Annotated in this window: 16 protein-coding genes; 6 read left to right on the forward strand and 10 right to left on the reverse strand. The window is 59.6% G+C overall.

What is annotated here, in order from left to right; all coding sequences use genetic code 11:
- Positions 1-78 precede the first annotated feature (78 nt).
- On the reverse strand, positions 79-2172 hold the full coding sequence (uvrC, locus tag KJS47_RS19430; RefSeq protein ID WP_213526836.1) for an excinuclease ABC subunit UvrC: 2094 nt from the start codon (positions 2170-2172) through the stop codon (positions 79-81).
- Positions 2173-2282: 110 nt separating this feature from the next.
- Positions 2283-2600, reverse strand: a complete 318-nt coding sequence (gene trxA, locus KJS47_RS19435) for a thioredoxin (RefSeq protein WP_213526838.1) — start codon at positions 2598-2600, stop codon at positions 2283-2285.
- Positions 2601-2869: 269 nt separating this feature from the next.
- Here trxA and KJS47_RS19440 point away from each other — a divergent pair, with 269 nt between their 5' ends.
- On the forward strand, positions 2870-3013 hold the full coding sequence (locus KJS47_RS19440) for a YqzM family protein (protein ID WP_213526840.1): 144 nt from the start codon (positions 2870-2872) through the stop codon (positions 3011-3013).
- A gap of 212 nt (positions 3014-3225) precedes the next feature.
- On the opposite strand, the gene dnaI is transcribed toward KJS47_RS19440, so the two are convergent.
- The 3 genes from dnaI to KJS47_RS19455 all read right to left on the reverse strand — a co-directional run bounded on the left by dnaI (position 3226) and on the right by KJS47_RS19455 (position 6184).
- Complete coding sequence (gene dnaI, locus KJS47_RS19445) at positions 3226-4182, reverse strand: primosomal protein DnaI (protein ID WP_213526842.1); 957 nt, start codon at positions 4180-4182, stop codon at positions 3226-3228.
- An 82-nt stretch (positions 4183-4264) separates the two neighbouring features.
- Positions 4265-5740 carry a replication initiation and membrane attachment family protein gene (locus tag KJS47_RS19450; RefSeq protein WP_213526844.1) on the reverse strand — a complete coding sequence of 492 codons (1476 nt, stop codon included), beginning with the start codon at positions 5738-5740 and terminating at the stop codon, positions 4265-4267.
- Positions 5741-5881: 141 nt separating this feature from the next.
- The gene (locus KJS47_RS19455; RefSeq protein WP_249716556.1) at positions 5882-6184 is read right to left on the reverse strand and encodes a YuiB family protein; all 303 of its coding nucleotides are present in this window, start codon (positions 6182-6184) and stop codon (positions 5882-5884) included.
- Positions 6185-6442: 258 nt separating this feature from the next.
- Between KJS47_RS19455 and hemQ the strand changes: the two genes are divergently transcribed.
- Positions 6443-7189, forward strand: coding sequence for a hydrogen peroxide-dependent heme synthase (gene hemQ, locus KJS47_RS19460; protein ID WP_213526846.1), 747 nt, complete (start codon positions 6443-6445; stop codon positions 7187-7189).
- Between the two features lie 307 nt (positions 7190-7496).
- Here the strand turns inward: hemQ and KJS47_RS19465 are convergent, their stop codons facing one another.
- Positions 7497-7754 carry a hypothetical protein gene (locus KJS47_RS19465; protein ID WP_213526848.1) on the reverse strand — a complete coding sequence of 86 codons (258 nt, stop codon included), beginning with the start codon at positions 7752-7754 and terminating at the stop codon, positions 7497-7499.
- Positions 7755-8066: 312 nt separating this feature from the next.
- Between KJS47_RS19465 and KJS47_RS19470 the strand changes: the two genes are divergently transcribed.
- A complete protein-coding gene (locus KJS47_RS19470) occupies positions 8067-9041 on the forward strand; it encodes an NAD(P)/FAD-dependent oxidoreductase (RefSeq protein ID WP_213527155.1) in 975 nt (324 codons plus the stop codon).
- A 74-nt stretch (positions 9042-9115) separates the two neighbouring features.
- Positions 9116-9394, forward strand: coding sequence for a hypothetical protein (locus KJS47_RS19475; protein WP_213526850.1), 279 nt, complete (start codon positions 9116-9118; stop codon positions 9392-9394).
- Here KJS47_RS19475 and KJS47_RS19480 read toward each other — a convergent pair.
- Complete coding sequence (locus tag KJS47_RS19480) at positions 9391-9759, reverse strand: DUF962 domain-containing protein (protein WP_213526852.1); 369 nt, start codon at positions 9757-9759, stop codon at positions 9391-9393. The genes KJS47_RS19475 and KJS47_RS19480 overlap by 4 nt on opposite strands.
- 89 nt (positions 9760-9848) lie before the next feature.
- Between KJS47_RS19480 and KJS47_RS19485 the strand changes: the two genes are divergently transcribed.
- Entirely contained in the window at positions 9849-10712 is an 864-nt protein-coding gene (locus KJS47_RS19485) for an aldo/keto reductase (RefSeq protein ID WP_213526854.1), read from the forward strand.
- Between the two features lie 118 nt (positions 10713-10830).
- Here the strand turns inward: KJS47_RS19485 and KJS47_RS19490 are convergent, their stop codons facing one another.
- Positions 10831-11172 carry a hypothetical protein gene (locus KJS47_RS19490; RefSeq protein WP_213526856.1) on the reverse strand — a complete coding sequence of 114 codons (342 nt, stop codon included), beginning with the start codon at positions 11170-11172 and terminating at the stop codon, positions 10831-10833.
- A gap of 339 nt (positions 11173-11511) precedes the next feature.
- On the opposite strand from KJS47_RS19490, the gene KJS47_RS19495 reads away from it, so the two are divergent.
- Entirely contained in the window at positions 11512-12048 is a 537-nt protein-coding gene (locus tag KJS47_RS19495) for a GNAT family N-acetyltransferase (RefSeq protein WP_213526857.1), read from the forward strand.
- A 129-nt stretch (positions 12049-12177) separates the two neighbouring features.
- On the opposite strand, the gene KJS47_RS19500 is transcribed toward KJS47_RS19495, so the two are convergent.
- Positions 12178-12537, reverse strand: a complete 360-nt coding sequence (locus KJS47_RS19500; RefSeq protein WP_213526859.1) for a HesB/IscA family protein — start codon at positions 12535-12537, stop codon at positions 12178-12180.
- Positions 12538-12649: 112 nt separating this feature from the next.
- Positions 12650-12847, reverse strand: a complete 198-nt coding sequence (locus tag KJS47_RS19505; protein ID WP_249716558.1) for an aspartyl-phosphate phosphatase Spo0E family protein — start codon at positions 12845-12847, stop codon at positions 12650-12652.
- Between the last annotated feature and the right edge of the window lie 102 nt (positions 12848-12949).

Genomic DNA, 12949 nt, shown 5'->3' on the forward strand with positions numbered 1-12949 from the left:
ACACCCCCGGGCGACCGTTAGGTCACCCGGGGGTGTTCTTTTGCGTTTAGGAGAAGGCATGCTTCATGCTGCACCGCCTTAGTCCTGCGGACCGGCCTTCCCGGCAGCGTGCTCCGGCGCTTCGGCCGTCCAATCGCCTCCGTCCGCAGCGGGCTCCGCGCCCGCGGACGCCTCCTCCTCGGCCGGCATCCCGCCGAGGCCCGCAAGAATCGTCCGCGCCAGCTTCTCGCCGATGCCGATCGCGCGGAAGTCCTCCACGGCCGCTTCACGGATCCGCTTGACGGAACCGAAATGCTTGAGCAGCTGTTTGCGCCGCTTCTCGCCGATGCCGGGGATCGCATCCAGCTGCGACTCGACCATCGACTTGCCCCGGCGCTCCCTATGGAATGTGATCGCGAACCGGTGCACCTCGTCCTGGATGCGCTGCAGCAGGTAGAACTCCTGGCTGTCGCGCGGCAGCGGCACGACCTCCGGCGGGTCGCCGGACATGAGCTGCGCCGTCTTGTGCTTGGCGTCCTTGACGAGGCCGCATACTGGGACGAACAGGCCTAGCTCGTTCTCCAGCACGTCGACCGCCGCGGAGATCTGTCCGCGCCCGCCGTCGACGACGATGAGATCGGGCAGCGTCAAGTTCTCCTTCAGCACGCGCTCGTACCGGCGGCGGATGACTTCCCGCATCGTCTCATAGTCGTCCGGCCCCTGCACGGTCCGAATCTTGTACTTGCGGTATTCCTTACGGTCCGGCTTGCCGTCGACGAAGACGACCATCGCCGACACCGGCTCCACGCCCTGGATGTTCGAGTTGTCGAACGCCTCGATCCGCCGGATCGGCGGTGTGCCAAGCCATTCGCCGAGGTTCTCGACGGCTTTGACCGTGCGCTTCTCGTCCCGCTCGATCATGCGGAATTTCTCGTCGAGCGCCACGCGGGCGTTGTCGCACGCCATCTCGACCATCTGCTTCTTGGAGCCGCGGCGGGGCGTGAACACCTTCACCTTGAGCCATGACTCGAGCGCCTGACGCAAATCCGAGCGTCCGTGGGCGCCCTCTGCGGGCTGGCGCTCCTCCGTCTCCTCGTGCTCATCTCCTTCGTCCGCCGCCGCTAGCGAGTCCTGCCCCGCTCCCGCGGCGGCGGCTTCGCCCGTGGATTCCAGCACCGATGCGTTAGCCGGTACCGACGCAGCGCCGGCCGCCTTCCCCGGCTCCGCCGCTTCTTCCTCCCCGGCCTTCGGCGGCGCGGGCAGATGAATCTCCTTCGGCAGCGCCGGATTCTCGCTGTAATACTGGGTCACGAACGAGAGAAAATCCTCGTACTCTTCCCCGTAAAACGGGAACAGCGAGACATGCCGCTGGATCAGCTTGCCCTGGCGGATGTAGAGAATCTGCACGCACATCCAGCCTTTGTCCGAGGCGTAGCCGAACACGTCCCGGTCGACGAGATCGGTCATCGTGATCGTCTGCTTCTCCATGACGGCGTCGATATGGGCGATCTGGTCGCGCAGCTCCTTCGCCCGCTCGAATTGCAGCTCCTCGGCCGCCTCCAGCATCTTTTGCCCGAGCTCCTTCTTGATCTGCTGGTGGCCGCCGTTCAGGAACCGGCTGATTTCCTGGACCATACGGTCATACTCCTCCTGCGGCACCTCGAATTCGCACGGTGCTAGACACTGGCCGATGTGGTAATACAGACAAACTTTGTCCGGCAGCGTCCGGCACTTGCGCATCGGGTACAGGCGGTCGAGGAGCTTCTTGGTCTCCTGCGCCGAATAGGCGTTCGGATAAGGGCCAAAATACTTGCCCTTGTCCCGCACGACCTTGCGCGTCACCTCGAGCCGGGGATGCGCTTCATGCGTGATCTTGATGTACGGGAAGGACTTATCGTCCTTCAGGAGCACGTTGTAGCGCGGGTAATACTGCTTGATCAGGTTGCACTCCAGAATGAGCGCTTCCACGTTGTTCGCGGTGACGATATATTCAAAATCCGCTATTTCCGAGACAAGCCGCTGGGTTTTGGCGCCGTGGCTTCCGGTGAAGTACGACCGGACCCGGTTCTTCAGAATTTTGGCTTTGCCGACATAGATGACGGTGCCTTCCTTGTTCTTCATCAGATAGCAGCCCGGCTGGTCTGGTAGCAGTGCCAGCTTCCGGCGGATCTCTTCGCGGATGAACTCCTTCATGGGCGGGTGCCTCCTTTCCCCTAGATGAACCCGCCTTTTTCATAGCAAAAAGCTCCTTTTTCGGCAAAGCGGAAAAAGAGCTTTTCACTGCTTCTCTATATGCGGGACGATTACTGGTGACGGCCGACGACGCTCTTCAGCGCTTCCTTGGATTGGAAGCCGACCACCTTGTCGACCGGCTGGCCGTCCTTGAAGACGATCAGAGTCGGAATGCTCATAACGCCGAACCGGGATGCCGTCTCCGGGTTGTCATCGACGTTCAGCTTGGCGATCTTCACCTCGGAGCCGATCTCCTGATCCAGATCCTCGAGTACCGGAGCGATCATCTTGCAGGGTCCGCACCACGGAGCCCAAAAATCGACAAGAACAGTACCTTGTCCTTCTACTTCTTCTTTAAACGATTGATCGGATACATTCACGATAGCCATGAAAATACCTCCTTGTTTCTTTCTCTAGCGTTGGTTTGCTTCATGGAATTGCTGCTAATCCGCCATTCCGGCAGGTAGATACAGTATACCACAAACCATGTCGTTTTCATAATTCCCTGCAGCGGGCGAAAGAAGCCGGCCGCCTGGCAAATATGGCTATTCTGTGAAATTTCCTCTTGCATACGCGCGCCCTGGTTCCAGGGTTTACAACATTCGCGGCGGTTGGGTATACTAGGGGAAGACGTGTACCACGACTAGGAGGTAAGCTCATGCTCGATCCCAAGCATCCCGGCCATCATCCGCTGGAAGGCGAAGTTGACGATTTCGGGGATACCGTCAAAGGCTTCGTCGGCATGTTCGGCGCTTGTTTCTTGATCGCCATCGTCGCGGCGGTTATTGCGCAGATCATATAAGCTCCGTCGGTTTACAGCCAAAAAAGGTCTGAAGCGAAGGCTTCAGACCTTTTTTCTGTGCGCGCCTATGCGCGCGGCTGCGGCTGGACTTGGGCGGGAGCTCCCGCACCGCTATGCTTGTGGCAGGCGCCGCTCCATCGCCGCGCCTGCCGTAGCGCTCCCGCTCCCGTCTCCTCCATACTTAGCCTCTGCAGCTGCCACTACCGTGGATTCTACCGCGCGTCGCCCCGCTTGTTTCGCCCGGTCACGAGGATGACATCCACGAACGGCCGGATGCGGTCCATGATCCGCTGCCCCTTGAACTCGTCATCGCCGTCCCGGTTGGTGAAGCTGAAGTGCTTCTCCAGGTCGTTCAGATCGTGGTTCGACGTGAAGAAGGTCGGCTTGCGGTTCATCCGATAGTTGAGGATGGAGCCCATGACATGATCGCGCAGCCAGGGGTTCATGTTCTCCGCCCCGATATCGTCGAACACGAGCAGATCGGTCTCCTTGAGCAGGTCGATCGTCTCTTTGAGCTTGTGCGGCTCCTGGAACATCGCCTTGAGATCCTCGGCGAAGTCCGGCATGTAGACGATGACGCCGGTATGGCCGGCCTTGGCCAGCTCGTGGAGCAGATAGCCCATCAGGAACGTTTTGCCCGTCCCGAAGTCCCCCATCAGGTAGAGCCCCCGCTTTTGGAGCCCCTGCTCCTTGGTCAGCACGATGTAATCGAGCAGCTTGTCGACCGCCTCCGCGCGCTCCAGATCGATTGAAAAAATATCGTCGGCGGAGTAGCCCTCGTTCAGCGACCGCTCGTCCACATAGAAGCTGCGGATGCGCGCGCTCACCTGCCGCTGGCTCTCGTACGCGGTATATTTGCCGCAAGCGGTCTTGCGGTCGTAGATATGCGTCCGGTCGTTCACCTGCTCGGCGGACAGCTCCGTATAATGCCCCTGCAGGTCGTTCGGGCAGTTGTCGAGTCCCGGGCAGGCCGCGCAGCGGGACTGCTCCGTGACGAATTGATACAGCTTGTTCGCGTTCAGCTTCAGATCTTCCTCCCGTATGAACGGGTACTGCCTGCGCCACTGCACGGCAAGCGGGTGAACCGCCAGCTCGCGCAGCCTCTCCTCGCGGTTGCGCAGCAGCGGATTGTCCGACAGCTGCTTCAGCAGATCGCCGAGCGATTCCATCCGCTGTTCCTCCTTTTAAGCCGGCCTCGCGGCCGTTGTTCCTGCTATGCGCCGTCCTCATGCGGCATCCATATCCTTCCGCCTACAGCTTGCCGTCGAGCTTCAGCGCCTTGCGCCGGATCCGCTCCAGCTCTTCCTCGGACAGCTTCCGGGCTGCCGCCGCCTCGGTGACGACCGGAAGCTTGGGCTTCGGCTTGGCGGTCCGGGCGGTGGAGCGGGAGCCGCCGCCGCGCGCATACCCGCCCTTGGCCGCCTGTTCCTTGTAGCGGGCTTTCTCCCGGATGTAGTCGACCGCCTGCTCGTACGTGAGCACCTGCTTGCCGAGCATGTCCGAGGCGACCGCCTCGATGGACGACTTGGCCCACGAACGCCGATCCGTGTGCAGGAAGTGGATCAGTACGTTGATGACCTCTTCGTTCAGGCGGTAGTTCAGATCGATCTTCTCGAATATGTTGAGCACGCCGTCCGGCACGCTTCCCTGCGGGAAGAACCGTTCGAGCACGAGCGTATAGGGCTCGTTGCGCAAAATCATATTGTACTGGTGAATGTTGCATTGCCCCTGAAAAATGGTGGGGACCTCCAGATAGTAGGCCATCTCCACCGGCTTTTCCTCAGCGGGAGTCGCCTCCTCGCCTTCGGCCGCCGCCTTGCGGGCGAGCTGGCGGACCACCTGCTCCTCCCGGCTCCTCATCTGGCGGTACAGCTCGTTCGCCTTGGCCTTCAGCACCTCTTCCCGCAGACGGCCTTCCTCGTCGAACAGATCGTCCTCGTCGAGCAGGCGGCACGTCTCCTGCAGGGAGAGCCGGTACTTTTTGGCTGTCAGGTTGAGAACCGCGAGCTGGTCCGGCCGGTACTTGAACGCTTCAACGTGCGGCCGGTTCACCGAGCCCCGGGGAAACCGCTGAATGATATCGGCATAATCGAAGCCCTTGGTAACGACGTCCGGCTGCCCGCTCGCCGCCTTGGCCGGTGCGGCCTGATAGAGCGCCTGCTCGAGCTCGTAGTCGATGACGCGGGTGTTCAGCTGGAACAGATCGTAGAACGGAACCGACAGGTTCTCCGGCTGCGACTCGGCTAGCTCTTCGGGCTCTTCGGCCGTCAGCTCGTCCTTGAGCGCCAATACCGTGTACTTGCCGACCTTGTCCCGGAGCAGCAGCGTCAGATGCTGATTGCGGAAAAATTCAGCCGGCGCAAGAGGCTTCGCCAGCTGGTATTCGTAAATATACTCCTCCTCGGCCACGAGCAGCCGCCGGAACGTCTGCAGCAGACCGACCGCCTCGAGCAGCGAGGTCAAGTCCTGAACCTGCTTGCGCCCCCGTTCTCCCGGGTCGATGCCGAGCGACAGGAACAGCTTGCGCTGCTGCTCGAGCCCCGAGCAGCCTACTTTGTCCACCGGCAGCTGCTGATAGAGCGTCTGGTAGACGGAGACCGCCGCCGCTCCGATCATCGGCTGATACAGGGCGTACAGCAGCCTGTACTCCAGAGGACCCAGCGCAAACTCCCGGCTTACGCAGAACCGGTGATTCTCGGTGAAATGCAGCAAGTTGGAAACCTTCATAATGTCGTCTAACCCTTCCCGAGCGAATCTATAATGCTCTCATTCTACCATACGTCGCGGACAAAAGGTGAGCCATGTCGCCAAGTCTCGGCACCAAAAAAAGCCTCCCGCCCGGGAGGCTCCATGCCGAAGGAGACGCTGTTAGAACATCTTGAAGCCCTTGAGCCGCAGCGTCTTGATCGTATAGCCGCTCACGATCGCGCCCGCCATTCCGCCGATCAGCGGGATGTAATCGGCCAGCGTGTAGCTCTTGATATTCTCCACAAGCGATTCGGACCCCCAGGTCCACCAGATCAGGCCGGCGACGAAGATGAAATAAGCGTAAATCGGAAACCAGGTCGTCTTCATCAGCATGTTGATGATGAAGCCCAGCCCGAAAAACATGACAAACGAAAGCAGGGTCAGCACGAACCACTGCAGCAGCTCAATAATCAAGGCGCTCATGAACGCGTTCACTCCATTTCGGAATAGCTAAGCAACGTGCCGGATAGTCTCCGGCATGGCCGTCGGACGGCCGTACTGCCTATATTTTAGCCTACCGTTTCGACAAAAGTAAAGACAGAGACCGCCCGAGTTTTGACGGTTTCAAGACATTCGCGCGGTATTTGCCAAAGGCTCGGCGAATTGGCTACAATAGATGAAAGCACGGCTCGTCCTCCCTTATCGGCCAGGACGGGCATAGGATAAGAAGGAGCTGACACGATGAGCGAAGCGGTAGAAACGCTGGAAGGCTGGTACGCCCTGCATGATTTTCGCAGCATCAACTGGGCGACCTGGAAATATTTGAGCGAGGAAGAACGGCAGCAGGCCATTGACGAGCTGCACGGCATGATGGCGGACTGGCAGGCCACCGAGGACCGCAAGGAGGGCAGCACCGCCTTCTATTCGGTCGTAGGGCAAAAGGCGGATTTCGTCATCATGCACCTGAGAGAGACGCTGGAGGAGCTGAACGAGCTGGAGACGGCTCTCAACAAGTCCCGCATTGGGGAGCATCTCATCCCGACGTATTCGTACGTCTCGGTCGTCGAGCTCAGCAGCTACATGGCCAAGCCGGGCAGCGACCCGATGGAGAGCCCCGAGGTGGTCGCCCGCCTCAAGCCGATTCTCCCGAAGTGGAAGCACATCTGCTTCTACCCGATGAACAAACGCCGCGAGGGCGGAGACAACTGGTACATGCTCTCCATGGAAGACCGCCGCTCCTTCATGCGCAGCCACGGCATGATCGGCCGCAGCTATGCCGGCAAGGTCAAGCAGATCATCTCCGGCTCGGTCGGCTTCGACGATTGGGAATGGGGCGTCACGCTGTTCGCCGAAGATCCGCTTCAGTTCAAGAAGCTGGTCTATGAGATGCGCTTCGACGAAGTAAGCGCCCGGTTCGGCGAGTTCGGCGAATTTTTCGTCGGCAATCTGCTCGACGCGGACAAGGTGAACAGCCTGTTGAAGCTGTAGAGCCCGGATGCTGGCGATAGCGCCTTAGGCGCAGCAGGCTGCTATTCGCAAAAGAACCCGCACGCTATCGGTGCGGGTTCTTTTTTCGTTGTGAGGCCGGTTATGTGCGGCCTTGCCTCCGGCAAGGTTCGGCCATGCTGGTTTGCGTTGTCGGCCGGCTGTGTTCACACCCTGCTGCCGGCACAGGTTCGGTCATGCGGCCGGCGCTTCGCTCATAGGGCTGACTCAGCCCGGCTATGCCGCCCGTTTGTCGAGCGGAGTGCCCTCTTCGCCGCTTCAATCCTGCCCTAGCTTCCTAGTGAACCGCTTAGCCTTCGTCGCCTGCCTGCTTGTCCTGCCCGCGGCTTGCGAGATACTCGGCCGTCTCGCGGTCGCGCTGCCGGCTTTTTTCCTTCAGGCGCTCGATCGCGGGTAGAATCAGAATGTCTATCTCCTTCTGAACGGTATACACTAGATCATAACGCTTCTGTTCTTCGAGGAAATGGCCGACGTCCATCAGGGCATTGTACCGGTCCAGTTCCTCCCGCGTCAGCAGGCCTCTTACTTGCACGCTGCAATGTCTCATTCCGCTCTCCTCTCGACCAGTTCCCTGCCTCAAGTCCAGGCCGGCGGGCTTCCGATCTGCTTGATTTTGTGAAAATGTACACGAGTTATAGCAAGGATACAACCGGCCCTAGCAAAAGGCAAGACGCAATGCCTAGCAGCAATTTGAGAGACATGACATGGTAGCTGCTATAGAGAGGAGGAAATTCTATCATTAATTGTTAGGTTTTTTCGAACTTTCTGATAGATTAGGGTTTCCATCGGCAAGCTGGTTGATTATAATTAAGATCATTCTTTGACGGAGGTGTCGCAAGTGTCTTCAGAGCAGCAGGCGATGACAGATATTATTATTATTGGGGGAGGACCTACCGGCATGTTTGCCGCCTTCTACGGAGGCATGCGGCATGCGAGCGTGAAGGTCATTGAAAGCATGCCCCAGCTGGGCGGACAGCTGGCTGCTCTCTATCCGGAAAAATTCATCTACGACGTAGCCGGGTTCGCGCAGGTCCGCGCCCAGGAGCTCGTCGATAATCTAACGAAGCAGATGAGCCGGTTTCCCATCGAGACTTGCCTTGAGGAGAAGGTGCTGAAGGTCGAGAAGAAGGAAGAGCGGCATTTCGAGGTGACGACGGACAAGGGGGTTCACTACGGCCGTGCGGTACTACTGACGGCCGGCGTCGGCGCCTTCGAGCCGAGACGGCTGGAGCTGGCGGAAGCGGAGCGGTTCGAGAAGAAGAACCTTCATTATTTCGTCAGCGACCTGAACGCCTTTCGCGGCCAGAAGGTTCTCATCTCCGGAGGCGGCGATTCGGCCGTCGACTGGGCGTTGATGCTCGAGCCGATCGCCGAGCAGGTGACGCTGATTCACCGCCGCGACAAGTTCCGGGCGCACGAGCACAGCGTGGAGCAGCTGCAGAATTCGTCCGTACGAGTCGTCACGCCGACGGAGATCGCCGCACTGAACGGCGAAGACCGCATCGAGAGCGTGACGCTAAAGCACGTCAAAACCGGCGAAACGTCCGAGCTGGACGTGGACGCCGTTATCGTCAACTTCGGATTCATCTCGAGCCTCGGGCCGATCGCCGAGTGGGGCTTTGAGATCGACGGAGGCTCGATCGTTGTCGACTCCCGGATGGAGACCACGATTCCCGGCATTTTCGCGGCAGGCGATGTGACTACCTATCCGGGCAAGGTCAAACTGATCGCCGTCGGCTTCGGTGAAGCTCCTACCGCGATCAATAACGCCAAGGTCTATATCGACCCGACGGCCAAGCTGGCCCCGGGCCACAGCAGCAACCTCAAATTCTAGATCGGTATGCCGATTCTCTGCAAGGGTATCCTACTCCTATTCTCCGGATGACCGGATGGTTAGGAGGGATACCCTTGTCTGCTATTTGCCCCGTCTGTAACGGCCTGGAGCGCGAAGCCGCCTGCTGCCTGGCCTGCGGCACCCTCGCCGAGGACTGCGGCCGCTTCTCTGATTGGCTCGGCCCGTACGCCCCTTACCGGGAGCAGGACGACATCGCGATGACCGACGGCTTCCCGGGGGCCGCCCAGGGCGTCTGCACGCACACGTTCTCTTGTCCCGCCTGCGGCTGGGAATTCCAGCAGGCGATCGCGCTCGTGGAAGTACCGGCGGACGGCGTCCTGAGGCCGATCTAGCCGCCGATTCCGTGTCCGTTGTCTTCCTGGTTCTTCCCGCAGACAGGCAGTACCCGCCGCCGCGTGACCAGCTCGTAGGTGCGGAGGAAAAACCAGAGGAAGCCGGCGTAGAATCCGACCCAGGGATAGCGGAACGCGGCGGGATGGTTGTTCTCGAAGCCGAAGTGGCCGACCCAGGCGCATACATAGTGGACGAACGCCAGCGCGACCGTCCAGCGCATATCGAGGAACAAGCAGATCCAGGCGACCAGCGCCGCCAGGAACGCGACGTAATGAAGCCGCTGGTTCCAGCAATTTTGGTGGGCTCTCATATACAGCTGCAGATCGCGGCGGATCGCCTCCGCCCACTTTCGCTTGACAGACATTTGATTCCTCCACTGCGAATTGACCCCTTGACGAGACGGGTAAAGGATGACAGCATGGAAGCAAATACCATGAAGGAGGCTGTCTATCCATGAATGCGAAGCAACAGCTGCCCGTCCGCAAGCTCGGCCCTACTTCCCTCCAGGTCTCGGCCATCGGGATGGGCTGCATGCCCCTCTCGATCCAGGGCCGGCCGCCCGAGGACGACGCGATCCGGACGATTCATGCCGCGATTGAGCACGGCGTTACTTTCTTTGATACGGCGGACGCCTACTGCTTGGACGAGCATGACGTCGGCCACAACGAGCGGCTCCTCGCCAAAGCGCTGGCCGGCCGGCAGGACGTCACGATAGCAACCAAGGGAGGCACGACCCGGCCGGGCGGCGAGTGGAAACGGAACGGCCGCCCTTCTCATCTGAAAGCCGCCTGCGAGGCGAGCCTGAAGGCGCTGAACCGCGATGTGATCGAGCTCTACCAGCTCCATGCGCCCGATCCCGACGTTCCGTTCGAGGAATCGGTCGGAGCACTCGCCGAGCTGCAGCGGGAAGGCAAGATCGTGCATGTCGGGTTATCCAACGTATCGGTCGCCCAGCTGGATCTGGCGCGCACGATCTGCTCTATCGTGAGCGTTCAGAACCGGATGAATCTGTTCGATCGCTCCTCCGCCGATGTGCTGAAGCGCTGCGACGAGCTCGGGATTGCCTTCCTCCCGTACAGCCCGCTGAATGGGATGAGCAAGGCGCGAGAGCTCGGACGCCGGGACGAGGTGGCGGACATTGCCTCGAGGCACGGCGTGTCTCCGCAGCGTGTCGCGCTCGCTTGGCTGCTCAGCCTGTCGCCCAACATGCTCCCGATCCCCGGCGCGAGCAAGTCGGAGAGCATCGCCGACAGCTCGGCGGCCGCCTTGCTCCGCCTGTCGGAGGACGAGATCGACACGCTAAGCGCTCTCGGCTAGGAGCATATTCCGCCAAGCCGGCCGCTTTGCGAGAAGGGTCCTTCGGGACCCTTTTTTGCAGTTTCTTCCATTATAATGTATGCGCTTACAAGATGAAAAGAAAGAAAAGTAAGCCGCTTTAAAGACGGCTTACCTGAAGAACGGGCACCTGCTTGACACTGTAAGCTCCCTCCAGCATATCCTCGCTGAGCAGATTCATCTTGACCATGGCCGTCACCTTGCCCGCATCGGCCTTGGAGACATGCCGCCACAAGCCCGGATCGGGGAGCTTCGCATAGAGCGCCTCATCGCGGTAGTCGCGTCTTTCCTGGACCGCCACCTTGAGACGATAGCCGCCGATCTCGCACACGACCGGCCCCGGAAACACCCGGATCAGCTCCTTCCTCAGCTCGTCCAGCTCAGCCTCCAGCGCCCTTTGCGCCTCTTTCAGCTCGAAATATCTGGCCAGCTTTTCTTCCATACGGCCGCTCGCCTCCGCCCTTTGGGTTCTTGCCTCAGCCTATGCCGCCCCGCCCTTCCTTAGAACCTTAGACCAGGACGGCAGCGTCCCGAACCGCCCCCTGAACCCAAAAAAGGACGCCGCGTCACGGGAAACCCGGACGAGCGCCAAAAGTTGAAGAGAAGAAAAAAAGGTTATGAAGCAGGCAGCTAGACTCTGCTCTGCTCCTATAGTATATCACGAATGATATACCGGGGCCAACGGACCTTTGGCGGTAATGTTTTCCTCCTCCTTCCTCCCGTACCCAGTATAATGGGGACACAGGGCGGCACGGGAGTCCAAGAAGGGAGATGGATACGCATGGAGCCGAAGGTATGGCTGCAAAAGCCGGATATTCGCTACCGCGACGCCTATCAAGCGTTTTATGAGGAATGGAAAAGAAGCGGGGAGCCGATGGTCCCTTGGGTGATCGGCAAGGATCCGTCGGAATTCGAAGCGATGATCGCCTGGCTGGGAAGCCGTGAATACGCCGAGAACCTACCGGAAGGATGGGTGCCCGATTCGACGTTCTGGCTAGTTGACGAGCAGGGATCGGTTCTGGGGGCGGTCAATATCCGGCATCGGCTGACGGACAAGCTGCTCAGCAGCGGAGGACATATCGGATACGGCATCCGGCCCTCGGCGCGCGGACAAGGCCTCGCGACGCGGCTGCTGGCGCTCGCCCTGGGGGAGGCTGGCCAACTCGGCATCAAGCGGGCGCTCGTCGTCTGCGATGCCGGCAACATCCCCTCCGAGAAGACTATCCTCCGCAATGGCGGCGTATCGGATGCCGATCATACGGAGGAAGACGGGACGGTTATCAAGCGATACTGGATCGACCTCGGGCCGCTCGCCTGACGGGTCCGGTTCCTACCCGTTGGTTCTGGCCGGGATTGCCCTGGACAACAAAAAGCCCTTTGCCGTCCCGGGCCATCCCGGTCTGCAAAGGGCTGTTCGGCGAGCGGAGGCCAGCCCCCGCCCTGTCCGTTAATCGTCGCACTTCTCCACTTGGCCTTCTTCTTCCCTGTGACGGAAGCTGTTGCCGCAGCCGCATGTAGCGACCGCATTCGGATTGTCGATGGTGAAGCCTCCGCCCATCCCCATATCCTTGTAGTCGATTTCGACTCCGTTCAGGTACTTGCGGCTGTCGCCGGCGATGACGACCTTCAGGCCGTTAACGTCCAGCGCTTCGTCGCCTTCCTGGTTCTCGTCGTCGAGACCCATTCCGTACGAGAATCCGCTGCATCCGCCTTCCTTGACGGCGAGTCGAAGGAACAGGCCCGGCGTGTCTTGCGAATCCATCAATTCTTGAATCTTTTCCTTGGCAGATTCGGTAATGGTAATCATAGGAGTCCCTCCTTCTATATGGAACGGCTAACCGTTATCAGCGGTTCGTCTCAACAAGAATGCTGCAAGATCCATTCCCATATATATAGTATACCCCTATTTACCTGCCGCCTCAAGAAGGACGGCGAACGTTGTGCACTTGTTCAGACTTCTCCTCGAAGTAGTAACGGAGTAGCAGCTTGTCCAAATTCTCGCTGCTCTCTACCACGCGCGGGTGCAAAAAACCGAGTTGGCTGCCAAGTTGGATCATGGTTCTTCTGGCGTCTTCGATTTCCTGACTAAGATCTGCTTCCAGCAAAACGCTTTTCACTTCTTATCACCTTTGCTCTAAATTTCGCGGCGGCACCAATCTTCGCCATTTTTTGGAAATGGTGAAATATTTGTTCACGCACATTGTTTTTAAGTATACACA

Source organism: Paenibacillus sp. J31TS4 (assembly GCF_018403265.1).
Classification (GTDB): Bacteria; Bacillota; Bacilli; order Paenibacillales; family NBRC-103111; genus J31TS4.

Excerpts from the sequence above, each read along its gene's own strand:
- KJS47_RS19450 (WP_213526844.1), bottom strand. The coding sequence starts at position 5,740 with ATGAAGGTTTCCAACTTGCTGCATTTCACCGAGAATCACCGGTTCTGC.
- hemQ (WP_213526846.1), top strand. The coding sequence starts at position 6,443 with ATGAGCGAAGCGGTAGAAACGCTGGAAGGCTGGTACGCCCTGCATGAT.
- KJS47_RS19455 (WP_249716556.1), bottom strand. The coding sequence starts at position 6,184 with ATGAGCGCCTTGATTATTGAGCTGCTGCAGTGGTTCGTGCTGACCCTG.
- dnaI (WP_213526842.1), bottom strand. The coding sequence starts at position 4,182 with ATGGAATCGCTCGGCGATCTGCTGAAGCAGCTGTCGGACAATCCGCTG.
- KJS47_RS19495 (WP_213526857.1), top strand. The coding sequence starts at position 11,512 with ATGGAGCCGAAGGTATGGCTGCAAAAGCCGGATATTCGCTACCGCGAC.
- uvrC (WP_213526836.1), bottom strand. The coding sequence starts at position 2,172 with ATGAAGGAGTTCATCCGCGAAGAGATCCGCCGGAAGCTGGCACTGCTA.
- KJS47_RS19465 (WP_213526848.1), bottom strand. The coding sequence starts at position 7,754 with ATGAGACATTGCAGCGTGCAAGTAAGAGGCCTGCTGACGCGGGAGGAA.
- KJS47_RS19480 (WP_213526852.1), bottom strand. The coding sequence starts at position 9,759 with ATGTCTGTCAAGCGAAAGTGGGCGGAGGCGATCCGCCGCGATCTGCAG.
- trxA (WP_213526838.1), bottom strand. The coding sequence starts at position 2,600 with ATGGCTATCGTGAATGTATCCGATCAATCGTTTAAAGAAGAAGTAGAA.
- KJS47_RS19500 (WP_213526859.1), bottom strand. The coding sequence starts at position 12,537 with ATGATTACCATTACCGAATCTGCCAAGGAAAAGATTCAAGAATTGATG.
- KJS47_RS19470 (WP_213527155.1), top strand. The coding sequence starts at position 8,067 with ATGACAGATATTATTATTATTGGGGGAGGACCTACCGGCATGTTTGCC.
- KJS47_RS19490 (WP_213526856.1), bottom strand. The coding sequence starts at position 11,172 with ATGGAAGAAAAGCTGGCCAGATATTTCGAGCTGAAAGAGGCGCAAAGG.
- KJS47_RS19440 (WP_213526840.1), top strand. The coding sequence starts at position 2,870 with ATGCTCGATCCCAAGCATCCCGGCCATCATCCGCTGGAAGGCGAAGTT.
- KJS47_RS19485 (WP_213526854.1), top strand. The coding sequence starts at position 9,849 with ATGAATGCGAAGCAACAGCTGCCCGTCCGCAAGCTCGGCCCTACTTCC.